The organism is Myxococcus sp. AM011, from assembly GCF_013372595.1.
In the GTDB taxonomy this organism is placed as follows: domain Bacteria; phylum Myxococcota; class Myxococcia; order Myxococcales; family Myxococcaceae; genus Myxococcus; species Myxococcus eversor.
The window spans coordinates 1-23,592 of record NZ_JABXEM010000186.1; the positions used below are offsets into that span (position 1 = coordinate 1).

The window sequence follows — 23,592 nt, forward strand, 5'->3', positions numbered from 1 at the left end:
CCGCCCGCCCCTGGCACCTCGCGAGAGGAAGGAGGCTAGAGCCAGCTCGCGGAGGCCTGGCCCAGCTCGGACAGCACGCGCTCCGCGGCCTTCACCCCGAACCAGTTGGCCTCCTCGAAGAGGGCCAGTCCACCCAGGTCCGTGTGAGCGAAGTGCAGGTGACGCCCCACGCTCTCCTGCGCGGCGCGGCGCTCGGGGCCCCACATGAAGCCCGGCGTCGGCCGCACCATGGCGTGGCCCCAGCGCTGCACCTCCAGGCGCTGCGCCTGCTGGAGGATGCCCGGGTGCGCGGGACGCATGTCCGCCATGACGAGCGCCTCCCAGTCCGCGTAGCTGGCGGAGAGCGCCTTGGTGCGCTCGGCCTTCACGTCCGCGCCGGACATGGGCAGGTACCACGTGAGCACCGTGGGGCCGCGCTCGTCCTGGCGCAGCCGCTGGTGCGTGGCCACCACGTAGCCCAGGCTGTTGCTCTCCTGGAACACGTTGTCCCACGCCAGCGGGAAGCCCCGCGACTCGGGCAGCGACGACAGCGTCAGGTTGGCCACCACCCACGGCGCGTAGGTGAAGGCATCCAGGAACGCGGGCCGCGCCGTCCGCCACGGCGCCACCAGGTGCGCCGCGAGGAAGCGCGGACACGCCAGCACCACCTGTCGCGCCTGGAAGGAGCGGGGCTTGCCCGTGCGTGAATCCAACGCGTCCACCCGGCAGCCCTGCTCGCCCGGCTCCACCGTGTGCACCAGCACGTCGCGCTCCACCGCGCGGGGCGGCAGCGCGGAGAGGAGCTGATGCACCAGGCGGCCATTGCCCTCGGGCCAGCTCAGGAAGCCCTCGCTGCGCTCGCCCTGTCCGTCCTGGCGCGCGGCGAAGTACCAGATGCCGGCCCACGCGGACACGTGCTCGGACGTGGCGCCGTAGTCGTCGCGGCACGCGTAGTCCACCAGCCACTTCAGGCGCGTGGAGCGGAAGCCCTCGCGCGTCAGCCAGGCCGCCATGCTCAGCGCATCCAGCGCCGTCCACTCGGCGTCGTCGCTGGAGCGCGCCGTGGGCACCGCGAAGGCCTTGCGTCCCTTCGCGTCCCGGGCCGCGGCGAAGGCATTCATCTTCGCGTCGAAGCGCTCCAGCTCCGCCAGGTCCTCCGCCGTCGCGCCCACGCGCAGGTAGAGCCCGTCGTACCAGTGGCCCCGGTAGAAGTGGCGCTCCTCCGGCTCCTGGATGAGCAGCTCCTCCTCGAACGTCGGCAGCCCCTGCGCGTCCACGCCGGACACCGCGCCCATCTCCCGCAGCAGCCGCACCACCGGCCCCCGGTCCTCCGTCGGCGCCGGCAGGTAGTGCGCACCCCACGGGAAGGCGGACACGGCGTTCTTCCCGGAGCGCGACGTGCCCCCGGGCTCCGCCTCCAGCTCCACCACGCGGACGTCCTTCACGCCCGCGCTCGCCAGGCGCCACGCGGCGGACAGGCCCGCGACGCCCGCGCCCACCACCAGCACGTCCACTGTCTCCAGCGTCTGGGCGCGAGGCAGCGGCCCACCGCGCAGCCGGTGCCCCACCTCCACCGCGCGGTCGACGATGGCGCCCGGAATGGGGGCCCGGGGCTGCTCGCGCTTGCAGCCGCTTGCCACCGCCGAGCCGAGGAACGCGGCGACCAGCTCCCGCCGCGTCAGTTCCACCGCCGCCACTCCTCCTCGTAGTAGTGCACCAGCACCTGGTTGTTGAGCCGGTTCACCTCGGTGGGCAGGGGACTCATGTCCGGAGGGAACAGCGTCAGCGACTCCAGCGTGGGCATGTCCAGGAAGCGCAGGCCCTCCGGCAGCGGCCGGTGGTGGCCCGGCGCCTCATGGGCCACCAGCACGTAGCCCCACTCACCGAACGAGGGCACCAGCGCGTGGTACGGCTGCGTCCAGAAGCCCGCGGCCTTCAGCGTCGTCTCCACGCACCAGAATGAACGCCGGGCGAACAGGGGGCTGGTGCTCTGCACCACCGCCACGCCGTCCAGCGCCACCCGCTTCTTCAGGAGCTTGTAGAAGCCCGTGGTGTACAGCTTGCCCAGCGCGAAGTTGTTCGGGTCCGGGAAGTCGACCACCACCACGTCATAGCGCTGGTCTCCCTCCATCAGGAACTGCATGGCGTCCGCGTTGATGACGCGCATGCGCGAATCCTTCAGCGCGTTCTCGTTGAGCTTCGAAAGCTCCCCGTAGCCCATGGCCAGCCCGGTTATCGCCGGGTCCAGGTCCACCAGCGTGACGGAGCGGACCTCCGGGTAGCGCAGCACCTCGCGCGCGGCGAGCCCGTCTCCACCGCCGAGGATGAGCACATGCTCCGCGCGGCCCGCGCGCACCATCGCCGGGTGCACGAGCGACTCGTGGTAGCGGTACTCGTCCACGCTGGCGAACTGGAGGTTGCCGTTGAGGAACAGCGAGAAGCCCCGCTTGCCGCGCGTCAGGACGATGCGCTGGTAGGGGGAGCTGGACGCGTGCACCACGTCGTCCGCGTAGAGCTGGTCCTCGTAGAACGTCGTGAGCCGGTCTCCCAGCACGAAGCCCACCATCAGCAGCACCGTGAGCATCACCGCCTTGACGCGCAGGCGCAGCGGGTTGCCCAACAGCGGCGCGAGCAGCCACGTGCTCCACAGACCCACCGCCGCGTTCAGCACGCCGAACAAAAGCGAGGTGCGCACCAGCCCCAGCTTGGGGACGAGGAGCAGCGGGAAGGCGACGCTTGCGGCGAGCGCGCCCAGGTAGTCGAGCGACAGCACCTGACTGACCAGGTCCTTGAACTTGAGCTGGTCCTTGAGGATGCGCAGCAGGAGGGGAATCTCCAGCCCCACCAGCGTGCCGATGATGATGACGCTGCCGTACAGCGCCACCTGGAACAGGTCCGTCAGCGTGAAGGTGAGGAACAACACCGGGGCGCACAGTCCGCCCAGCAGCGCCACCGCCAGCTCCACCTCCACGAACCGCTGGGCCACCCCCTTGTCGATGTAGCGCGACAGGTAGCTGCCGATGCCCATCGCGAAGAGGTAGCCACCGATGACGGTGGAGAACTGGGTAATCGAGTCACCCAGCAGATAGCTGGCGAGCGCCCCGACGACGAGCTCGTAGACGAGCCCGCACGTCGCGATGACGATGACGGTGATGTACAGCAGCGTCTTGTTCACGTCGTCACTTCACTTCTTCTTCGAGCGGGAGTCCGGGTCCTCAACCACCGATGGCCGCGGCCACGATGATGGACAGGCCGAGGATGAAGGAGCCGATGACGATGCCGACGGCGGTGTTCTGGTCGACCTCCAGCTCCTTGTGCACGTCGAACGGCATGATGAGGCGGATGACGAAGAAGCCCGCCACGAACACCGCCAGGCCAATGAGCGAATAGATGACGCTCGCCAGCACACCCTGCCAGCTCACGACGACGCCGAGTAACAGCATCACTTCCCTCCCTGAAAACCACCGGTCCACAGCAGGATGCCACCCGGGCCTCGACGCACGTTGCCCGGCACGCGGTCCTTCTCCTCCCGGGTGAAGGGCGACCACCCGGACACCATCATGGTCGCGTACCCCAGCAGCACCAGCCCACCGAACCACTTCATGCCGCGCCTCCGTGTCGTGCCATGCGCGTCTATTCCGTCAGATTGCTGTCCGCCCACCGGCGCGTCTCGAAGCCGTGCGAGCGGAAGAAGGAGAACGCCGGCGCCAGCAGCAGCAGCCCCAGCGCCACGCAGAACCAACTGCCGTTGGGCGTGTCGTGCACCAGCTTCACGCTGTAGTTGCGCGCGGACGGTCGGGGCGACGCGTCGTAGGACGCCGTGGTGCGCAGCACGTACTTGCCCGCCGGAAGCACGGACAGATACAGGCTCTCGCTCGGGCTGCCCTCGCTCCAGGAGCCGTCGCTGTCACTGCCCTGGTAGAAACTGAGCTCCTGATAGAAGCTCCTCACGTCGCCCGTCTCCTGGTTCACCAGGTCGCCCTGCACGCCCATCCAGTCGTTGCTGAGGCCCGCGGCCAGCTCCACCTTCATGTTGCCGCGCTTGGTCAGCTCGAAGGGCGCGCTGAACTTCATCGCGGCGGGCGTGCCGGACGCGGCGTCAGGGGGCACCGTGACGCTCTCCTCGAGCACCACCTGCTCCCGCGCGAAGCCGGAGAAGAGGCCCGCCAGGAGCAGCAGCCCCAGAATCCAGAGGAAGGACCACAGCATGGTGGAGCGCATCCCCGCCGAGAGGGGATTGGGCTGGCTGGGGACGATGCCGTACGTCGGCCCGACCTCCTTCAGCTTGAACGCGTCCTTCACCACCTGGGGATCCAGGTACTCGCCGAACGTGTACGTCACCTCGTCCTCGGTGGCGTCCACGTTGATGGAGTACGGGGGGGACACGTACTCGGTGGCCTCGGCGTACTCGCCCGCCGTCACCTCCCAGTAGAACTCGCCCTGCACGTTCTCCGTGACGGCGTGCACGTTCTGGAAGGCCTTGTAGCGGCGGCCGTCGTGGAAGGCGGACCTCAGGGGCACCAGCTCCACGTCACCGGCGGCCAGCGGCTCCAGGAACACCCAGTGGCCGTTGGAGAGCATCAGCCAGACGAAGCCCTTCGCCCGGTGGAAGAGCAGGTACTCCTCCCACGGATAGCGCACGCCCTCCACCGTGCAGGAGCGCACCAGGAAGCCGATGCACATCCACTCGGTGCCCTTCAGCGTGCCCTTGGCCCCCAGCGGGATGATGGGCGCGTGGTCCGGCTTCTCCAACAGCCGCAGGAAGGACAGCTTGCCCTTGCTGACGTCCAGGAGCGCGCCGCAGAACGGGCAGCCCACGCGCAGGGACTTGTCCGGGGCGCGCAGCTCCAGGGGGCCGTTGCACTCGGTGCAGCGCGCCTGCTGGAGGTCCACCTTGCGCTGGGCGCGGGGGCGGAGCTGGTCGACGGGAATCCCGAGCTGCTCCAGCTTGAGCCGCTCGCCGATGAAGACCTCGGGGTCCCTGTCGCGCGTGCCGAAGTCGAGCGTGATGAAGGCGCCCTTGGAGCCGGTGGCGTCGACGTAATAGGAGTCCTGCGTGGGGTCCACGTCGCTGGGGAGCTGGCCTTCGGCGGCCACCACCTTGCCGTGGCCGCGCTCCTCCACCACCCAGGCGCGGTTGCGCAGGCGCAGGCGCTCGCCGGGGTGCAGGTCGGAGAGCGACACGCCCTCCTCCACGCCCGCGTCGAGGACCATGTGGAAGGCGCCCTCGGACTCGCTCACCCACGCGGAGCGCCCGTCGGAGAACTCCACGTACCACTCGTCCCAGGGGCCCGCGCCATGGTCCTTCTGGAGGTGGCCCACCACCTGGAACGCGGTGCGCGCGTAGCGACCCTCCGCGCCCAGTTGGAGCGGCGAGTCGGTGACGAGGATGCGGCCAATCTTCCCGCGCGACTCGAAGTTGTCGCCCTTGCGAGCCACCACCGTCTGGCAGTGGCCGCACACAATCACCTGCGCCGAGCCGGCGGTGAACTCCACATCCGCGCCGCACGACGGACACCTCCCCAAGCTCACGCCTTCACCCCCCGCTTCAGCTCACGCACCTCGCACGAGGCCGCCTTCAGGTGGCGCGTCAGCAGCGACTCGAAGTCGGGGCGCGCGCGAGGGCGGCAGCAGTAGACATTGAGCGCGGCGAAGCCATGCTCCGGGAAGGTGTGGATGGCCAGGTGACTCTCCGCCAGCAGCGTCAGCCCGGTGATGCCACCAGGCTCTGGAAACACGTGCCACTGCGGCTGGCCCACGACCTTCAGGTCGAGCAGGACGAGCAGCTCCTCGAAGAGCGCCGCCAACGCCGCCGCGTCCTTGAGCAGTCCAGGCGAGCAGCCGCTCGCGTCAACCAGCCATTCCTGTCCGGTGGTCAGCTTCGAAGTCCTCCCGCCTCTGCTGGGACTACTTAGCACGAGACCCGACGCACGAAAGCCGCTCGCGCTCGGGGCCTCGCGTTGGCGCCGCGCCACCCCTTGCCGGTACGCTTCCGCGTGAAATGACGCAGCAGTCCGACGTTGACGCCTCCGCGCCCGTTCCCACGCCCTCCCCCACCCGCGAGCCCGGCGCCATCGCCCGGCTGACGCGGGGCCTGCGCGGACTGCCCGCCGCGCCGCGCTGGTGGGGCCCCGGCTGTGGCGGCATGGCCGGCTGGCTCCAGCGCATGCCAGCGGGCACGACACCGGCCACGGTGGACCTGACTCCTCGCTTCCATCACCTGCTGCGGAGCGTGCGCGAGGGAGAGCCCGTGCTGCCCGCCGAGGCACGGCGCCATCAGTACGTGCTGGTGCGCGGCATGCTCGGGGACGAATTGCCCGGCTACCTGCTGGACAACGTGCAGCGGCTGGAGCGCCGGGGTCTGGACGTACTGGAGGCATCGGTCGACACGGAGGGGTTGCTGCTCGACAACGTCGCGGTGCTGCGCGAGGCGCTGCTGGACGCGGAGCACTTCGGTCGCTCGGTGGTGCTGGTGGGCCACAGCAAGGGCGGCGTCGAGTGCACCGCCGTGCTCGCCCTGTACCCGGAGCTGCGCCGGGTGGTGCGCGCGGTGGTGACGCTCCAGGCGCCCTATGGCGGCTCGTCCATCGCCCACGACCTGGCCACCACGCCGGACATGCGGCGGCTCATCGACTTCGCCTTCCCGCTGCTGTTCCACGGCGTGTCGCGCTCGGTGGAGGAGCTGTCCTATTCCCAGCGCATGGCGTTCATCGCCCGGCACCCCTACCCGGCGGACATCCCCACCGTGTCGCTGGCCACCTCGAGGCTGTCGCGCCTGTCCTCGCTCTATCCGCTCCAGCGATATCTGGACGAGCGTTACCGCTACGCGTCCGACGGCATGGTGACGGCGGTGGACGCGGAGGTGCCTGGCGCGCGCGTGGTGAGGCTGGACGACCTGGACCACGCGGAGGCCGCGCTGCGCGCCTTGCCGGGACTGGGCCGCTACCACCCTGGAGACCTCACCGAGGTGATGGTGACGCTGGCGCTGGAGACGCCGTGAGCCGTCGTGGCGTCAGGTCGGCGGCGTCAGCGACACGCGCCGCATGACGCTGTCGATGGTGGCGAAGTGCAGCGCCAGGTCCTCCACCCGCTTCGCCAGCAAGGTGTCTTCCTTCATCGCGCGGATGAGGTCCTGACGGGAGATACCCGACAGCGCGGCCAGGTCATCCACCAGCGCGTCCACCGCGCCCTTCGCCAGCTTCACGCCGTCGCGCGCGGCGATGGCCCGCAGCGCCAGCGCCAGCGTCAGCCGCCGCTCCGCGTCCGCGCGGGTGAGCGGCTCCCTCAACCAGCCCTCCAGCGCCTCCTGGAGTTCGTTCGGCTGGAAGTCCTTGCGAATCAACATGGGCCGCTCGACCTCCGCCCAGCGGCGACGAATCTCCTCGTCCACCAGTGCCGGCGTCAGCGTCACCTTCGTGCGCGCCACCACTTCGTCCAGCACGCGCTCCTGGGTGAGCCGGTCCATCTCCGCGGTGCGCTCGCGGGCGAGCGTGTCGCCCAGGTGGGCCATCACGTCGGTGAGGGTGCCCAGCCCCAGGCGCTCGAGCAGCACCGGCGAGTCATCCTCCAGCAGCTTCATCTCGGAGGCGGCCTTCACGTCGAGCAGGAAGCGCGCCGTCGCGCCGCGCAGCGACTCCACCACGTAGGTGTCCGGCAGCGTCAGCTCGATGCCGAAGGACTGGCCCACCTTCGCGCCCACCAGCGCCTCGAAGAAGCCGGGCAGCAGCGCGTCGGGGGCCACCTCCGCCCGCCAGTTCTCCCGCGCGGAGAAGGGGATGAGCCGGCCGTTGGCGAAGCCGAGCACTTCCAGCAGCACCTCGTCGCCGAGCCCCACGACCTCGCCCGCGAGGCGCACCCGGCGGTCGGCGTGCTGGCGGCGCAGCACATCGAAGCGCGCCACCAGGGACTGCTCGTCGATGGGGCCAGGGGCGCGCAGGGCCACCGTCAGCCCTTCGAGGGAAGGCGCCTGCACGGTGGGGAGGGAGACGGGCTCGGTGCTGCCCAGCGACATCGACGCGGGCATGCGCTTCATGATGCCGAGCGCGTGAAGCTCGGCCAGCGAGCGCGCACCGCCACCCTTCGAGTCGTTCTGGGACGTCATGCTTCCTCCGCTCCGGGAGGTCCGGATACCACAGAGCGGAGGAGGCGGCGCGGCGCCTAGAAGAACGCGCCGACGAAGCTGGACGCCGTCGAGACGACAGCGCCTGTCTGGCTGACCAGCGGGATGTTGGTGGCGGCGGCGACGGAGCCCAGCGCGGTGACGCTGGCGGTGACCCTTCGGCCCACCGACGCGTTGGGGTCGGCCAGCGTGCTCGCGGCGGCGGCGGTGTCCGCGGCGGCGATGGCGACGTTGAGGCCCGGCGCGAAGCGACCCGCGGCCCTGGCCACGGCCGTGCCACCATCCCGCAGCGCGGTGCGGGCGGCGTTCGCGCCCAGACGGCCCGCGTCCTCCAGGCCCTCGCCCGCGGCGCGAGCGGCGGCGTTGCGCATCACCTGACGGGACCCGCCCAGCACGCCCTCGGAAGCGGCGGCGGTCGCCACGCGGTTCGCCGCCGCGGCCGAGGCCTCCGGCGCCGCCTGCGTGAAGGCGGCGCGAGCAGCGTCGGCCGCCGCGCGGTAGTTGCTCACGTTGCCCGCGAGGTCCAGGCCGCCCTTGGCCACGTTGAGGCCGGTGGACGCCAGGCTCGCCGTGGAGCCGGCCGCCCTGTTGGCGGAGTCAGCGGACGGAGCGCGGAAGGCGTCGCGCACATCGCGGAACGCCAGGTAGGCCGCGCCGGGGAGCTGCGCCACGCTGGCCGCCGTGGACACGCCGCCAGCCAGGCGAGCGGGCTGGGTGTTCGCGCCCGTCACGGTGGTGCCGAGCAGACCCGTGTCGATACGCCCGAAGCGGATGGGGCCCTGAGCGCGGTTCACCTGGGTGGCGCCGACCGCGTCGGAGAACTGCCGCACCCCGTTGGTGGCCCGGGCCACCTCGTTGGCGCCCTCCTCCCAGCGGTCCGGCGTCCGTCCCGCGGGCGCGGCCGGGGTTTCAGCCCGGCACACCGGAAGCGGCGCGGCCGTGGGCTGTGAAGGCCGGGAGGTGGGAACAGGACTCGGGGTGGTACGCGGCTCGATGGGCGCCAACTCGGGACTCCGGACGAGATTCGGGGTGCTCCAGGGGAATCATCGTGCCCTGGTTCCGAATGTTGCGTCGAGAGGGGCCGCTGGCGGGCGATTTTGCCTCCCGGAGAACTCCGGGTCCACGCGGGACGACGTAACCCCCTGTAATTCGTCGAAGGTCGGTTAATCTGCGCGCCCCATGACCACCAGAATCCTGAGCGCCCTCCTCCTGTGCCTCACCTTCACCGCCACCGCATGCAAGGACTCCACCGAGAAGAAGGAGTCCACGGGCAGTTCCACGCCGGCGCCGGCCCAGCCCTCGGCCCCGAGGCCCTCCGAGGAAGCCCCGGGCGAGTGGATGAAGAAGGTCCAGGCCGGCCAGGACATCCAGGCCACGCTGGAGACGAACCAGGGCCCCATCGTCGTGCGACTGTTCTCGAAGGACGCGCCCAACACGGTGTCCAACTTCGTGGGCCTGGCCACGGGCGAGAAGTCGTGGACGGACCCTCGCAGCGGCGAGCGCGTGACGGGCAAGGCGCTGTACGACGGCGTCATCTTCCACCGCGTGATTCCGGGCTTCATGATTCAGGGCGGAGACCCGACGGGTACCGGCCGGGGTGACCCGGGCTACCGCTTCGGCGACGAGTTCAAGAGCGGCCGCACGTTCGACAAGCCGGGCCTGCTGGCCATGGCCAACGCGGGCCCGGGCACCAATGGCAGCCAGTTCTTCATCACCACGTCCACGCCGGCCTACCTCAACAACAAGCACACCATCTTCGGTGAGGTGGTGAAGGGCTACGACGTCGTGGAGAAGATTTCCAAGGTGGCGACGAGCCCGGGCGACCGGCCGGTGGACCCCGTCGTCATCCAGAAGATTTCGCTCGCGGACGCGCAGTGATGGAGCGACGCAACCTCCGACGCGTGGCCACGCGCCTGGGCGAGCTGGACTGCCAGGTGGTGGACGGGCTCGCCGAAGGCGCCGTGCCGGAGCTGGCGGTGGTGCTCTGTCACGGCCTGGGCGCCTCGGCGACCGACCTGGTATCGCTGGTGCCGGAGCTGATGGCGGTGGAGCCAGCATTGGCGGAGCGCGTGCGCTTCGTGATGCCCGGCGGTCCGCTGACGATGGCGCAGTGGGGCATGCCCCAGGGACGTGCCTGGTTCCATCTGCCCGAGGCATTCATGCGCGGGCAGATGCGGGACTGGGAGGCCTATTCGAAGCAGGTGCCCGAGGGACTTCCCGCCGCGCGTCGCGCCCTGATGTCCACGGTGGACGCACTGTCGACCTCGTCGAAGCTGCCCTATGGACGCATCGTCCTGGGCGGCTTCAGCCAGGGAGGCATGGTGACGACGGACGTGGCCCTGCGGCTGGAGGAGCGACCGGCCGGGCTGTGCATCCTCTCCGGCACGCTCATCGCGGAGGAGGAGTGGAAGCAGAAGGCCCAGGCCCGGCAAGGGCTGCCGGTGTTCCAGGGCCACGGCCGCCATGACGACGTGCTGCCCTTCGTGACGGGCGAGCGCCTGCGCGACGCGCTGGTGCAGGCGGGACTGTCCGTGGACTTCCTCCCCTTCGACGGGCCGCACACGATTGACGCCGAGGAGTTGGAGCGGATGGCCGCGTTCCTGAAGGCGCGACTGGAAGGCTGAGGCATGTACCACGCGAAGGAGCTCACGGTGCCCACCCGGGGGCGCGGCTTCACGGACATCACCGGGGACGTGCAGCGGGCGGTGGCGGACAGCGGTGCGCGGCAGGGGCTGTGCACCGTGTTCCTGCACCACACGAGCGCGTCCCTGATTCTGTGTGAGAACGCGGACCCCGACGTGCGCCGGGATTTGGAGTCCTTCTTCGCGCGGCTGGTGAAGGACGGAGACCCCCTCTTCGTGCACGACGCGGAGGGGCCCGACGACATGCCCGCGCACGTGCGCACGGTGCTCACGCAGAACTCGCTGAGCATCCCCGTGAAGGACGGCGCGGCGAACCTGGGGACGTGGCAGGGCGTCTACGTCTGGGAGCACCGCGCCGCGCCCCACCGCCGACGCGTCACCGTGTCGGTGGTGGGCTGAGCGTCACAGTCCGCGCGTGCTGGCGACGACGCGGACCTTGCGCTCCTTCGTCCTGGTGGGGATGCGCGCCTGCCCGCGGATGCGCACCCACGAGCCGGGCGACTCGGGCGTGGCGTGCACCATGGACCAGCCGGTGGGGACCTCTGGAGCGGACCAGCCGTAGAGGGCCCGGGCATCCCGAGGCGCCAGGTTGACGCAGCCGTGGCTCATCGGCTCGCCGAAGCGGTCATGCCAGTAGGCGGTGTGCAGCGCGTAGTCCTGCTCGAAGAACATGGTCCACGGCACGGTGGCCACGCGGTAGGTGTCATTGCCCGCGGTGCCGTTGCCCGTCATGTCGGCCTCCGCGAACTTGATCCACACGCGGTAGAGGCCCTCGGGCGTGTCCGTGCCGGGCTTCCCGGAGGAGATGAGCGTGGCGTAGACGGGGCGCTCGCCCTCGTAGGCGACGAGCACCTGGGCCTCCAGGTCCACGTCGAGCCAGCGTGCACCCGGCTCCACGCCGGGGGGCGCGTGGGTGAACCAGGCGACGTGCAGGTCCTGGCGCGCCACCCAGTGGTCCTCCGCGATGAGCACCCAGTTGCCATCGGGAGACAGCTCGCGCACGGCGACCAGGGTCCTCGCGGGCAGCACCGTCTCCCGGGCGGCCTTCGCGTCCGGGGCGACCTTGACCTCCACGGAGGCGGTGGGCTTCACGCGCGACTGGGCCCAGGCGAAGGGCGAGGACAGCTCCGACAGTTGCTCCGCGTCCACGCCGACGAAGGCGGAGGGCCGGTACTCGCGCAGGACGCGGGCCTCCAGGTATTGGCCATCCGTGGTGCGCCAGAAGGTGCGCCGGCCCACGCGCACCTGTCCGCGCAGTTGCACCGTCACCGAGCCCTTCAGCAGGACGCCCTTCCTCCTCGAGCGGGCCAGGGCGAGGCTCGGGTAGGCGCGCACGCGCTTGCCCACGACGCGGGCATAGGTGCCGGGGGTCAGCTCGCCTTCGCGCAGGCGGGGCAAATCCCGGACGCGGGGCTCGCGGAAGTTGCGCTCCAGGTAGCGCTCGCAGACCCAGCCGCGAGGCTGGATTTCGACCCAGGCCTCGCACTCGGGATTGCGCATGGCGGTCTCTCCCTTCCAGAGCACGCGCATGTCCTGGGCCACCGTGCCCAGGGGCGGGGCGTCTTGTCGAGGCGCCGAGCGGACCGCGATGGAGCGACGCACGCGCAGCGAGCCCGCGTCGGGCTGGTAGGGAATGGCGACGGGCTCGGTGCCCGCGTCCGCGCTGCTGGCCGTCGCGGAATTGGGAGTGTCCTCGTCGGGCTCCAGGGAGGGGTCGTCGAGCACGAGGCTCGTGTCTTCCAGCGGCTCGCCGTCCGGACCGAGCACCAGCTCCAGGCCGGGGTTGCGCTTGTCGGGGATGACGACGAGCTGCTCGGCGGGAGGTGGGGGTGATTCCTCGGGGTCCTCGACGGGGAGTTCCTCGCGGCGCTCGGGCTTGGGCATGGCGCTGAGCGCGGGGTCGATGGCGAGCGAGGGCTCGTCGTGAGCAGAGGAGCCATCATCCGAGTCGCGGGAGTCCGTGGAGGGACGCGCGGCGGAAGACGTACGCGAGGGCCCGCCGTCCGTGTCGGGCACTGGCGCGGTCCGATTCCAGGCGGCGAGCAGGTCTCCCGAAGTAGAGGCCGAGGGTGCGTGGCTTCCGGCTGAACCCGCGGATGGGGTGCCACCGTCATCCGAGGGGACCGCGCCGGCTGCGGTAAGCCCATGCTCCATGGAGCCGTGACCCAACAGGGCACTGTCTCCTGCGGGCACCGTCGCGTCAGCTCCGGCAGGGGCCGTCGCGCTGGCTCCAACAGACACCGGCGTGCCAGCTCCGGAAGGAATACCCGCGCCAGCTCCGGCAAGGGCCGTCGTGCCAGTTTCAGCAGGCACCACTGCCCCAGCTCCGACGGCCGTCGCGCCAGTTCCAGCAGGCACCACTGCCCCAGCTCCGACGGCCGTCGCGTCTGCTCCGGAAGGCACCGCCGCGCTGTCGCCGGAAGGCGAAGACCCATTCACCACCGCCGCCCCCGTGGACGGTGACGCCCCATCAGGCCGAGGCTCGGCCGAGGAGGCCGCCGCGCTCCCTTGGAGATTCGGGCCCGAGGGCGCGGGGGGAATGGCCGTGGTGGGCTGGGACGGGCTCGGCGCTACACCCACGGGAGAGGGGGAATCCTCCGTCTTCGACGAAGGCGTGCAGGCGATTCCAGGCAGGAGAAGGGCGAGCTGAAGCCAACGTCGCATGTGGATGACACGGTACGAGGGCTCGCCCGCTTGCTCAACGTCGTCCGAGGTGGGGCCGCCTGCGCGCGACTCCGCGCGGGTGCGTAATCCGTGCGGTCCTGACGGTGGATGTCACATGCAACGGAATGGAGGCACCCTGCCCCACTCCCTCATGGGAGGAATCCCGTATGGCCCCGGATACCCCGAGACATGTCTCACGCGAGACACGCCCCACGCCACTCGACTCCGTGCGCCTCGGGCCTACCGGGGGCCGAGACGGCTGCGTCGTGGTGCCTGGGTCGGGGGCGGCGTGGAAGAAGCCGCGCTCGCTCCGGCGGTGATGAGCCGCAGCTCCGCGAGCGCCACGCGCACATGATGCGCGAGCTCGTGCTTCTTCGTGTCCTCGATCCAACGCTCGAACGCGCTCTTGAAGATGGCGATACCCGCTTCGGCGACGAGGTGGGCCACCGTCTTCTCGACGCCGCGTCCCCGGAGGCTCTCCGCCATCGCCGAGGCGAGTGACGCCAGCTTGATGAGCTCGCGCTCCCGAAGCTCCGCGTGCGCCATGATGAGGGGTTGCCGCTTGCATGCATGCGCACGGCGCTCCTCGAATCCCGGCGAGGTGGCCTCCAGCGCGGCGGCGACGACGTCGATGGGAGCCATTGCCTTCGGCGCATCGGCGATGGTGCTGACCATGAGCGCCTCCAGGCCCTTGGAGCCCGAGAACAGCACCTCTCTCTTGTCGGAGAAGTAGCGGAAGAAGGTCCGCTCGGTGAGCCCCGCACGCGCGGCGATCTCCTCCACCGTCGTGCGGTCGTACCCGCGCTCCTGGAACAACGACATCGCGGCGTCCTGCAGGCGTTCGAGCGCGTTCGGTTCCCAACGACCCATCGCACCACTGTACCTGATTGCAGCGACTGACATCACATGCTAGGAGCCATGTCAGCTTCTGACATCGGAGGTTCACATGCGCGTCTTTGTCACGGGTGCATCGGGGCACATCGGTTCCGCCGTCGTCCGCGAGTTGCACGAGGCCGGGCACCGGGTCGTCGGGCTCGCCCGCTCCGACTCCTCGGTCGCCGCGCTGAAGTCCGCTGGCGCGGAGGTGCGGCGAGGCCACCTCGATGACCTCGCGGGCCTACAAGAGGCCGCCACCACCGCGGATGGAGTCATCCACCTCGCGTTCAAGCATGACGTGGCCTTCACTGGCGACTACGCGGGCGCGGTGGCGGCTGACCTCCGCGCCATCGAAGCGATGAGCGCCGTGCTCGAGGGCTCCGGAAAGCCGTTCGTGGGCACGGCGGGAACGCTCGCGCTGGCTCATGCGGTACGCGGTCGCCCTGGCACCGAACACGACGTGCTCGCGGGCGGCCCCCGCATCGACGCGGAGAACGCGGTGATATCCCTCGGCAAGCGCGGCGTCCGGTCCTCCGTCATCCGCCTCGCGCCGACGGTGCACAGCTCACTCGACCACCAGGGCTTCGTCCCGTCGCTCATCACGATGGCGCGAAAGAACGGCTTCGCCGCCTACGTCGGGGACGGCGCCAACCGCTGGCCAGCGGTGCACACGCTCGACACGGCGAGACTCTATCGACTGGCGTTGGAGGGAGCGCCGGCGGGCTCTCGCATCCACGGCGTCGCCGAGGAGGGCATCCCTTTTCGCGACATCGCCGAAGCCATCGGCCGTGGCCTCGGACTGCCGGCGCGGAGCGTCTCCGCCGAGGAAGCGAACAAGTACCTCGGCTTCCTCTCCGCCTTCACCCAGCTCGACAACCCCACGTCCAGCGCGCACACGCAAGACCTCCTGGGCTGGAAACCGACACAGCCGGGGCTGCTCGCGGACCTCGCCGATCGCCACTACTTCGAGTCCGTGGCACCCGCATGACAGGAGTCGTGCCGAGCGCGAGCAACGCGCGCTGACCCCTCGGTACTCCGGGCCGCTGCGTTGACCGACTCCGGGCGCCGGTTCAGCGCAGCAGCCCGATGACCTCGGCGGGGAACGCCGAGCCCGAGGGCCAGAGCACATAGGCCGCGCCACGCGAGTGCTGCCACGCGCGCCAGAGTTCGTCGCGCTTGTACGTCACCCCCACCGTCTCGTCGGTCTTGAACGCGGGGTCATTGCACACGACGTCACCGTCGGGCGTGAAGCCCCTCAGCACGATGAGGTGTCCATCCGAGCTGCGCACGGGCGAGCCGGTGAGCTCCCCTTCCTCGTAGGCGATGCTGATGCTGACGGGGATTCCCGCGGCGATGAGGCGCTCCACCTGCGCGAAGCCATCCAGGCGCAGCACCGCGCCATGCAACGCGCCGTCACCGATGGCGGAGGCATACGCCGTATTGAAGGCCCAGTTGCCCGTGCCCTTGTAGACCCAGTCATAGGTCCGGTCCGCCGACGAAGGCACCGTCGTGGTCAGCTCCGGCCGCCCCAGCTTCTGTCCCCAGTACCCGAGCAACATCGTCGTGGACGTGGGCGAACACCACACGGGGCCGCCGTCCGGGTAGAGCATCTGCGAGTGGCCGGGGACCTCCAGCACCGTGCCCCAGGCCGCCCGGTCGGACGTGGCATCCGCGACGACACCCTGCTTGTCGCTCACCGCCGCCGACAGCGCGCGAACCCGGGGCGTGGCCTCCGGCTGTGAAGAGAACAGCCACACCGTCATCCGCAGCGCGTCCGCGCGACGCTTGAGGTTGAGCGTGTCCGTGTACACCTGACCATCCGCGTCCCCCTGCCCGTCCACGCTGTGCCGGGCCACGGGCTCATTGTCGAAGGCCCACACGCCCAGCTCGTAGTCCTTGGTCCAGGTGCCTTCAATGCGCGCCGCGAGCGTCACCTTCACCCAGGTGCCCGGAGGCGTCAGCGCATCGAACGAGGGCACCACGCTGGTGAAGCCACCCGGCACGAGTTGGACCTCGGAGACGGCGCTCCCCAGTCGGTAGGTCGCCTCGTGGTAGCGCGTACCACCCTCCTCGTTGCGTCCCGTGGGAACGGGCACGCTGTCCGTCCGCGCCGACGCGTCCAGAACCAGCGCGCCGTCACTGGTGACTGAGAGGCCCTCGCGCGTGAAGCGCTCGAAGTCGCGCTCCACCGCGCTGCGTCGCCACAGCTTCGCCGGAGTCCCCGGCTCACCCGCGGGAGCATCCTCACGGCCTTTCTGCTGCGAGACACAGGCCGTCTGCGTGGAGGCCAGGAGGAGGGCAAGCGTCGACAGGGAGCGAGCGTTCACGGAGTGGAGTCTGTGAGAACCCGATGCAGTCGGCAACCACCGTAAGGGCTCATCCGGCCGCATGCCTCTTGCTCGAAAATTCCACCTTCAATGTGTCACCCACGGACGTCATTGAATGTCCAGTGTGTGAAACAAGCGCGAAGGAGACCTGAAATGTTTGGCATGGAAGACAAACCCAGACAGAGGTCTGGCCTCTCACCCCAAGAGCCCACCCCAGAGCAGGTGAAGGCCATCGAGCCGGAGCTCATCGAGCTCTTCGTTTCAGCAAAGACAGCACCCACCGAAGAGCAGATCGGCGCAGTCGTCAAGAAGCACTGCAAGACGTTCCAGCAGTTCAAACACGCTGACGATGACGACTGACGAGGTGAGCCCGTCGTATTGAAGGCCCCCCAAGGGCCCCGGGGCCCCTGGACAAAACCAGTCAACGCCTGGAGTCGGGTCAACCCTCCGCTTCAGTCGCCTCCAGCAGCTTGTAGAGCGTCTTGCGGTCCACATCGAGCAGCCGGGCCGCCTCGCTCTTGTTGCCACCCACCGCATGGAGCACATGCGCCGCATACCGGCGCGACAGCTCCGCGAGGCTGGGCATGTCACCCGCGAGCCCGGTCAGCCGCTTGGGCGCATCCCCAATCGGCTCCGGGAAGTCCTGGGGCCCCAGGACGCCCGTCACGTTGAGCGCCAGCGCGCGCGCCACCACGTTCTCCAGTTGCCGCACATTGCCCGGCCAGTCGTAGGCCGTCAGCCGCGACATCGCCTCCGACGTCACCACCGGACTCACCCCGCCCCGCGCATGTCGCGACGCGAAGTGCACCACCAGCGCCGGGATGTCCTCGCGCCGCTCGCGCAGGGGCGGCAGGTGCAGGTGCACCACGTCCAGGCGGTACAGCAGGTCCTCGCGGAACGCGCCCTCCGCCACCCGCTCCTTCAAGTTGCGGTTCGTCGCCGCGACGACGCGCGCGTCCACCTTCACCGGCACGCTCTCGCCCACGCGGCGAATCTCACCCTCCTGCAACACCCGCAGGAGCTGCGACTGCACCTTCATCCCCACGTCGCCAATCTCGTCGAGGAACAGCGTCCCGCCGTTCGCCTCCTCGAACACGCCCCGCCGAGCGCCCGACGCGCCCGTGAAGCTGCCCTTCGCGTGGCCGAACAGCTCGCTCTCCATCAACGACTCGGTGATGGCGCCGCAGTCCACGGGGATGAACGGGCCGGAAGCACGCGGCGAGCGCTTGTGCAGCGCCCGCGCCACCATCTCCTTGCCCGTGCCCGTCTCGCCCGTAATCAACACCGGCACGTTGCTCGCCGCCGCGCGGGCCACCTGCTTGTACACCTCCAGCAACGCCGGGCTTCGCCCCACCAGCGCGCTGCGGTCCACCTGCTGGCGCAGCGAGCGGTTCTCCTCCACCAGCCGCTTCTGCTCCAGCGCCCGCCGGGCCACGCGGAGAATCGCGTCCACGTCGAAGGGCTTGGCCAGGTAGTCGAAGGCCCCCAGTTGGATGCTGTCCAGCGCGCCCTCGATGTTGCCGAACGCCGTCACCACAATCACCGGCGTGTCCGGAAGGTGCGCCTTCACCTCCTGCAACACCTTGAGCCCATCCCCCGGCTCGGGCATGGCCATGTCCGTCAGCACCAGGTCGAACGAGCCCTCCGCCAGCTTCTCCTGCGCCGCCTTCGGGTGCGCCGCCTGCGACACCGTGCCCAGCGGTCCCAGCAACCGCTGGAGCAAATCCCTCGCCTGAGGGTCATCGTCCACGACGAGGATGCGGGAAGCACTCACGAGGCCACCTTGCGGATTCCGGAAGCTGTGGACGACTTCGCGGAGTCGACGGTGCTCCCCACCGTCGGCCGCGTCACGCGCGCGAAGCGGACCACCACGCGCGTGCCCTTCCCCTCTTCCGAGCGCACCGTCAACGTCCCGCCATGCGCCTCCACCACGCGCTTCGTGGTGGCCATGCCCAACCCATGCCCCGGCAACGAGCGCACCTCCGGCGCGCGGAAGAACGGCTGGAACAGCGAGGCCATCGCCACGGGCCCCATGCCGATGCCGTTGTCCACCACCTCCAGCACCGCGTCCGTCCCTTCCACAGAGACGCTCACCGTCACCCGAGGCTCCGGCCGCCCCGCCGTGTACTTCACCGCGTTCGTCAGGAGGTTGCGCGCGGTGACCTGCAGCAGCTGCCCCGGGCAGTCCACCGCGACGCCCGCTTGAAGCGTCCGCTCCAGCGCCACGCCCTGCGCCGACGCCGTCTGCGCCACCTCCAGCAGCACCGTCGTCACCGCCGTGTCCAGCTCGCCCACGGTGCGCTCCCCGCGAGTGCCCGCGCGACAGAAGCGCAGCAGGGCTTCAATCAGCTCGCCCATGCGCACCGCGCTGGACTCGCACTGCGCCAGCATCTCCAGCGCGCCCGCGTCCGTCACCCCGCCCGTGCGACGGATGAGCGTCAGGTAGCCCCTGAGCGGCGCCAGCGGACTGATGAGGTCATGCGCCACGCGACGCGTGAAGGCATCCAGCTCCTGGTTGTGCCGGCCCAGCTCCTCGAGCTGCCCCTGAATCGTCGTCTCCTGGCGCTTGAGCAGCGAGGTGATGTGCCACCCCACCAGCATCGACAGCAGCATCGCCAGCAGCGTGGTGCCCGCGCCCAATGCCGTATTGCGCACGCGCAGGTCCGCCAGCCTCCCCACCAGACGCCGCGCCTCGTTCGCGTTCTCCTCCGACAGCGAGCCGCCCAGCGCGTCGAGCTGCGCGGCCACCGGACGGATGCGCTCGGCCAGGTGCCGGCGCGCGCGGTCCGCCTCCCGTCGCTGGGAGAAGACCGCCGCCGCGCGCACCTGGTCCGCCAGCCCCTGACAGGCCGCGTTGAAGCGCTCCCACGCCGCCTTGTCTCCCGGCGGCAGGTTGCGCGTGTACGCCTCCGAGGCGAAGCGGATGTCGGTGAGAATCTCCTCCATCACCACGTCCGCCGCCTTGCGCTCACCGTCGTCCGTGGCGCGGATGTGCGCCTCGATGGCCGACTCCAATGACAGCGCGTCCACGCGGATGCGGCCGATGAGGCTGGCGCGCTCGAGCGCCTCCTGCACCAGCGCATCCACCTGCGCGCTCGTGCGGACCTCCGTCCACAGCGTGAAGCCCGTGACGGCCGACAGCAGGGCCACCACGAAGAAGAAGCCTGCGCGATAACCGCGAATGGACGTGCGGGAGCTCACCAGGGTCCGACCTCTACCACGGAGGCACGGGCCCCGAGGACCCACGCTTCCGTCAAGGCACCGCCGTCCCGTCGCCTGCCACGGAGGCGTCCGGCTGCCGCGCCGACGGCAACCGCCGCCGCGCCCGCTCCAACGCCGACTCATAGAAGACGTCGGAGAGCTGCTCGTGCATCTCCCGCAGCTCGTTCAGCTCCCGCTCGCGCGCGAGCAACTGCGTGTTGTGCTCCTCCAGCGCGTGCCGGTCCGCCTCCGTGCGCACCAACTCCTCCAGGAGCGCCACGCGGCCCTGCTCCACCTCCGCGCGCTCGGCCACCAGCCGCTCGATGGTCGCCTCCAGCGCCGCCAGCCTCACCGCCACCGCTTCGGAGCGCTCCCGCTCCAACTGGTACTCACGCTGCCAGCGCATCGTCTCCTGGACCTGCGCCTCCAGGCGCTCAGGCGTGATTCGCGCGCACCCCGTCGCCAGCCACGCCACCGCCGCAGTCGCGCACCACAGGAACCGCATACACCGTCTCTCCCGCGCCGCGGTCGCGAGAGATTCGCGACGACGAGCTGCCACGGGCTCGCGCTCCCCAGCCGGGAACGCGCACGCAGCTTGCTCAAGTGCCCCGGTGTCGTCAAAGCGACAAGCGCTTGTCTGTGGAGCAGGCCCCCAATGTTGGAGCTTCAACTGAGGAGTTTCTCCCCAGCCCTCGCCTCGCGCGCGCCGCGCCTCACTCTGAGAAGGCCGCTGGCACGCGCGCTGCTCAAGCGCCTGCTCGCTGATACGGCGCAATCTCGCGTCGTGCCCCCTCAACGGAGCTTTCCATGAAGACCGTGTTCGCCGCCGCCCTGCTCGCCGCCGCCACCGCGTTTGCCAACACCCCGGCTCCGGCCGCCGCCCCCGCCGCCGAGACCAAGTAGTCTCGATTTCCTCGTTTCGAGGAATCCATACGAGGGTGCCCTTCCAAGGGGGCGCCCTCGTGGCATTTCAGGGGTCTGTCTTGCCCCGGACACTTCGTGGCTGATAGGGCCTGCCCGGAAAAGCACCTGTGTCACTTACACCCCGCCTGGGTCATTGTCTCCGGCACGAACTCTTGACTTTCAGTAAACCTGGGATTTGACAGAAACACAGTAATCACGCTTAATGTGACTTCAGCGGATGACAGTCCGTTCCGGATACTTGCGGAACCCGTTGCAATTCGTCTTTTCCTGGAGTCACCCCATGGTGGAAGCCTTCTCGAAGGTGTCGGAAGCCTCGAAGCTCTTGCTGGAGAAGGGGCTCAATGCGAGCACCGGCGTCGAGTCTCTCGGGATGGTGGGCCATGCGCTGGGCGTGAACCGGGCGTACATCTTCGAGAACCGCACGCAGCAGACGTATGGCCGGTTCGTCACGGACCTGCGCTACGCCTGGGCGGAGCCGCCCACCGCGTCGGCGCTGGCGAACCCCGTGCTGCGCGCCTTCTCGTTCCGGGACTTCGCGCCGGGCTGGGTGGACATGCTGGAGGCGGGAATGGTGGTGGCATGCCCCACCCGCGACGCGCCTCCGATGATGCGGGACTTGCTGGAGCGCCAGGGGACGCAGTCGATTTTGCTGAGCCCCATCAACCCCTCCCGGCAGCAGTGGTGGGGCGTGGCGGTCTTCGAGGACTGCCGCGGCGCCCGGGCGTGGAAGCCCGAAGAGGTGTCGCTGCTGAAGTCGCTGGCGCGGGCGGTGGCGGCGTCGGTGCGCCACGGGCAGATGCGCTCGTCGTTGGATCAGGTCCGCAACAACCTCCGCGCCGCCGTGGGTCGCACGCCGGCTTCGGGGCACTGAAGGCCGGAAGTCGCTCCCCTGGTCGCCGGGCAGCCCGGGCACCGGCGACCCCCACCCTCGCGCGTGGACACCTCCGCCGAGCGTTTCTGCTACCCTGGCGGCCCCCTGCCCTACCGCCATGTCCTCCATTGACCCGACGGCGATCAGCCGGACCCGTTCCCCGGATCTCATCAGCGGCTACCGCCTCGAAAAACTCGTGGGCACCGGAGGCATGGGAGAGGTCCACAAGGCCACCCAACTGTCGCTGGGCCGCACGGTCGCGGTGAAGCTGCTCAACGCCGAGCTGGCCAAGGACCCGTCCTTCATCGCGCGCTTCCAGAAGGAGGCCGCGGCCCTCGCCGCGCTGAGCCATCCCAACGTCGTCTCCATCGTCGACAAGGGGAAGACGGACATCACCTACTACCTGGTGATGGAGTTCGTGGACGGGCCGTCGCTGCGTGAGTTGATCCGCGCGGCCCAGTTCGACGTCTTCGGCGCGCTGCGGCGGATGCTCGAAATCTGCCGGGCGATTGAGTACGCGCACGGCCGCGGCGTCATCCACCGGGACTTGAAGCCGGAGAACATCCTGCTGGACCAGCAGGCCGGTGGCATCGCCAAGGTGTCCGACTTCGGGCTCGCCTCGTTCCTGGAGGACGCCAGTCCCTCCTCGCGCTACGCGCTGACGTCCACGCACGTGTCCATGGGCACGCTGTCGTACATGGCGCCGGAGCAGCGGGTGGACGCGAAGAACGCGGACGCGCGCGCGGACATCTTCTCGCTGGGCGTCATCCTCTACGAGTGGCTCACCGGCGAAGTGCCGATGGGCACGTTCGACCCCCCGTCCCAGCGCAAGCCCGGGCTGGACAAGCGCCTGGACGCCATCGTCACCCGGTGCCTCAAGCCGGACCCCGATGACCGCTACCCGTCGGTGACGGCGCTCATCGCGGACCTGGAGCAGCTCGTTCCGGGCAGCCTGCCGTCGATGTTGCCGGTGAAGTTCACGCGCATGCAGCGCTTCAAGGCCGGCGTGCGCAAGGTGGTGCGCTTCACGGCACAGACGGCCGCAGTGCTGATGGTGCTGGCGGCGAGCTTCGTGCTGGGCACCGCGTTCTACCTGCATGGCGAGCGGAAGACGCCCATCCCGCCGGGCGTCGCCATCATGGCGAACAATCTGGCCGGGAAGACAGACCTGCGCGTGCCGGGCCGAGAGGAAACCAACCCCTCGCACCGGAACGTGACGCTGGGCGAGGGGCTCGACCACCAGAACCTCCTGGTCAACGGCAGGATCGCGAGCTTCGAGGACAAGACCCTTGTGTTCCCCTGGGAGGACGACACCGCGACCGTGGGTCGTGTGCAGGTGGACGTCACGCGCCGGGACGGGGACATCCTCAGCCTGAAGGGCAAGCTGTTCGTGGAGGAACCACCTCCCACGTGGAAGCGCCGCCTGAGCGACATGACCAAGCTGTACCAGCCCTCGCCATCGCCCTCCGTGGCCATGATGTTGATGGGCACCTCCGGCCGTTACGTGGCGCTGGTGCACAACGGCGTGGGCGAGCCCCTGCGCCTGGAATGGGTGCTGGGCGAGCGCCGGGGCACGATGCTCGGCATGGAGTCGCCCATGCCCAAGGCGGACGCCGTGGCGCTTGACGTGGAGCCGCCCAAGGCGGACGCGGTGGCGCTGGAGCTGGCGGTGGACGCCGAGGGCCGCCTGGAGGCCTTCATCGGCACCGGCAAGGACCGCCGGGCCCTCTTCGAGCCGTTGGTGCTCGGCACCGGCTGGGTGGATCAGTTCGGCGACGCGCCCTTCCCCGGCTTCGGCTGCATGGACGCCATCTGCCGCGTCTCCGGCATCACCTTCGTGATGAAGCAGTCCCCGCCCGGGGGGACCACGGCGCCAGTGCCCACGGTGGCCACCCCGCTGCCCCCGCCGGTGAAGACGGTGGCCGTCGCGGTGCCCGCCAAGGCGGTGGTGCCCAAGAAGGCGCCGCCCCCTCCCCCCAAGAAGCAGCC

General features: G+C 69.9%; 22 protein-coding genes. 8 read left to right on the forward strand and 14 right to left on the reverse strand.

What is annotated here, in order from left to right; all coding sequences use genetic code 11:
• Window positions 1-35: 35 nt before the first annotated feature.
• From HUW62_RS31725 to speD, 6 genes are read right to left on the reverse strand one after another with little or no spacing between them, the layout of a single operon-like run.
• Window positions 36-1,667, reverse strand: coding sequence for an FAD-dependent oxidoreductase (locus tag HUW62_RS31725; RefSeq protein WP_176436528.1), 1,632 nt, complete (start codon window positions 1,665-1,667; stop codon window positions 36-38).
• Window positions 1,658-3,154 carry a polyamine aminopropyltransferase gene (locus HUW62_RS31730; RefSeq protein WP_176436529.1) on the reverse strand — a complete coding sequence of 499 codons (1,497 nt, stop codon included), beginning with the start codon at window positions 3,152-3,154 and terminating at the stop codon, window positions 1,658-1,660. The genes HUW62_RS31725 and HUW62_RS31730 overlap by 10 nt, the downstream gene beginning before the upstream one ends.
• 40 nt (window positions 3,155-3,194) lie before the next feature.
• The gene (locus HUW62_RS31735; protein ID WP_141647619.1) at window positions 3,195-3,422 is read right to left on the reverse strand and encodes a DUF350 domain-containing protein; all 228 of its coding nucleotides are present in this window, start codon (window positions 3,420-3,422) and stop codon (window positions 3,195-3,197) included.
• Window positions 3,422-3,583: a hypothetical protein gene (locus tag HUW62_RS31740; protein WP_176436530.1), complete on the reverse strand. Its 162-nt coding sequence runs from the start codon at window positions 3,581-3,583 to the stop codon at window positions 3,422-3,424. Before HUW62_RS31740 ends, HUW62_RS31735 begins: the two co-directional genes overlap by 1 nt.
• Before the next feature lie 29 nt (window positions 3,584-3,612).
• Window positions 3,613-5,511 (reverse strand): DUF4178 domain-containing protein, encoded by a 1,899-nt coding sequence (locus HUW62_RS31745; protein ID WP_163866393.1) that lies wholly within the window; start codon window positions 5,509-5,511, stop codon window positions 3,613-3,615.
• Window positions 5,508-5,786 carry an S-adenosylmethionine decarboxylase gene (gene speD / locus HUW62_RS31750; RefSeq protein ID WP_240356435.1) on the reverse strand — a complete coding sequence of 93 codons (279 nt, stop codon included), beginning with the start codon at window positions 5,784-5,786 and terminating at the stop codon, window positions 5,508-5,510. The genes HUW62_RS31745 and speD overlap by 4 nt, the downstream gene beginning before the upstream one ends.
• A gap of 194 nt (window positions 5,787-5,980) precedes the next feature.
• Between speD and HUW62_RS31755 the strand changes: the two genes are divergently transcribed.
• The gene (locus HUW62_RS31755) at window positions 5,981-6,979 is read left to right on the forward strand and encodes a lipase (protein WP_163866392.1); all 999 of its coding nucleotides are present in this window, start codon (window positions 5,981-5,983) and stop codon (window positions 6,977-6,979) included.
• Between the two features lie 12 nt (window positions 6,980-6,991).
• On the opposite strand, the gene HUW62_RS31760 is transcribed toward HUW62_RS31755, so the two are convergent.
• Complete coding sequence (locus tag HUW62_RS31760) at window positions 6,992-8,080, reverse strand: peptidylprolyl isomerase (protein ID WP_176436531.1); 1,089 nt, start codon at window positions 8,078-8,080, stop codon at window positions 6,992-6,994.
• Between the two features lie 56 nt (window positions 8,081-8,136).
• Window positions 8,137-9,102 (reverse strand): hypothetical protein, encoded by a 966-nt coding sequence (locus HUW62_RS31765; protein WP_163866390.1) that lies wholly within the window; start codon window positions 9,100-9,102, stop codon window positions 8,137-8,139.
• Window positions 9,103-9,277: 175 nt separating this feature from the next.
• Between HUW62_RS31765 and HUW62_RS31770 the strand changes: the two genes are divergently transcribed.
• From HUW62_RS31770 to HUW62_RS31780, 3 genes are read left to right on the forward strand one after another with little or no spacing between them, the layout of a single operon-like run.
• The gene (locus HUW62_RS31770) at window positions 9,278-9,976 is read left to right on the forward strand and encodes a peptidylprolyl isomerase (RefSeq protein WP_163866389.1); all 699 of its coding nucleotides are present in this window, start codon (window positions 9,278-9,280) and stop codon (window positions 9,974-9,976) included.
• Window positions 9,976-10,722, forward strand: coding sequence for an alpha/beta hydrolase (locus HUW62_RS31775; protein ID WP_163866388.1), 747 nt, complete (start codon window positions 9,976-9,978; stop codon window positions 10,720-10,722). Before HUW62_RS31770 ends, HUW62_RS31775 begins: the two co-directional genes overlap by 1 nt.
• A 3-nt stretch (window positions 10,723-10,725) precedes the next feature.
• Window positions 10,726-11,139, forward strand: a complete 414-nt coding sequence (locus tag HUW62_RS31780; RefSeq protein WP_163866387.1) for a secondary thiamine-phosphate synthase enzyme YjbQ — start codon at window positions 10,726-10,728, stop codon at window positions 11,137-11,139.
• 3 nt (window positions 11,140-11,142) lie between these two features.
• Here the strand turns inward: HUW62_RS31780 and HUW62_RS31785 are convergent, their stop codons facing one another.
• Together HUW62_RS31785 and HUW62_RS31790 are read right to left on the reverse strand one after the other, a co-directional pair.
• Window positions 11,143-12,756 (reverse strand): L,D-transpeptidase family protein, encoded by a 1,614-nt coding sequence (locus tag HUW62_RS31785; protein WP_368670516.1) that lies wholly within the window; start codon window positions 12,754-12,756, stop codon window positions 11,143-11,145.
• A gap of 888 nt (window positions 12,757-13,644) precedes the next feature.
• A complete protein-coding gene (locus HUW62_RS31790; RefSeq protein WP_368670517.1) occupies window positions 13,645-14,226 on the reverse strand; it encodes a TetR family transcriptional regulator in 582 nt (193 codons plus the stop codon).
• A gap of 124 nt (window positions 14,227-14,350) precedes the next feature.
• Here HUW62_RS31790 and HUW62_RS31795 point away from each other — a divergent pair, with 124 nt between their 5' ends.
• Window positions 14,351-15,268, forward strand: coding sequence for an SDR family oxidoreductase (locus HUW62_RS31795; protein ID WP_176436534.1), 918 nt, complete (start codon window positions 14,351-14,353; stop codon window positions 15,266-15,268).
• An 82-nt stretch (window positions 15,269-15,350) separates the two neighbouring features.
• Here HUW62_RS31795 and HUW62_RS31800 read toward each other — a convergent pair whose 3' ends face one another.
• Window positions 15,351-16,607, reverse strand: a complete 1,257-nt coding sequence (locus HUW62_RS31800) for a C39 family peptidase (RefSeq protein ID WP_368670518.1) — start codon at window positions 16,605-16,607, stop codon at window positions 15,351-15,353.
• 153 nt (window positions 16,608-16,760) lie between these two features.
• Here HUW62_RS31800 and HUW62_RS31805 point away from each other — a divergent pair, with 153 nt between their 5' ends.
• Window positions 16,761-16,967, forward strand: a complete 207-nt coding sequence (locus HUW62_RS31805) for a hypothetical protein (RefSeq protein ID WP_176436536.1) — start codon at window positions 16,761-16,763, stop codon at window positions 16,965-16,967.
• A gap of 79 nt (window positions 16,968-17,046) precedes the next feature.
• Here the strand turns inward: HUW62_RS31805 and HUW62_RS31810 are convergent, their stop codons facing one another.
• From HUW62_RS31810 to HUW62_RS31820, 3 genes are read right to left on the reverse strand one after another with little or no spacing between them, the layout of a single operon-like run.
• Window positions 17,047-18,381: a sigma-54 dependent transcriptional regulator gene (locus tag HUW62_RS31810; RefSeq protein ID WP_163866381.1), complete on the reverse strand. Its 1,335-nt coding sequence runs from the start codon at window positions 18,379-18,381 to the stop codon at window positions 17,047-17,049.
• On the reverse strand, window positions 18,378-19,811 hold the full coding sequence (locus HUW62_RS31815) for an ATP-binding protein (RefSeq protein ID WP_176436539.1): 1,434 nt from the start codon (window positions 19,809-19,811) through the stop codon (window positions 18,378-18,380). Before HUW62_RS31815 ends, HUW62_RS31810 begins: the two co-directional genes overlap by 4 nt.
• A gap of 49 nt (window positions 19,812-19,860) precedes the next feature.
• Window positions 19,861-20,313: a hypothetical protein gene (locus HUW62_RS31820; protein ID WP_163866380.1), complete on the reverse strand. Its 453-nt coding sequence runs from the start codon at window positions 20,311-20,313 to the stop codon at window positions 19,861-19,863.
• A 699-nt stretch (window positions 20,314-21,012) separates the two neighbouring features.
• Between HUW62_RS31820 and HUW62_RS31825 the strand changes: the two genes are divergently transcribed.
• Together HUW62_RS31825 and HUW62_RS31830 are read left to right on the forward strand one after the other, a co-directional pair.
• Window positions 21,013-21,603, forward strand: a complete 591-nt coding sequence (locus HUW62_RS31825; protein ID WP_163866378.1) for a GAF domain-containing protein — start codon at window positions 21,013-21,015, stop codon at window positions 21,601-21,603.
• Window positions 21,604-21,721: 118 nt separating this feature from the next.
• Window positions 21,722-23,592 (forward strand): serine/threonine-protein kinase (locus tag HUW62_RS31830; RefSeq protein WP_176436537.1); only part of this gene is annotated, 1,871 nt, incomplete at its 3' end.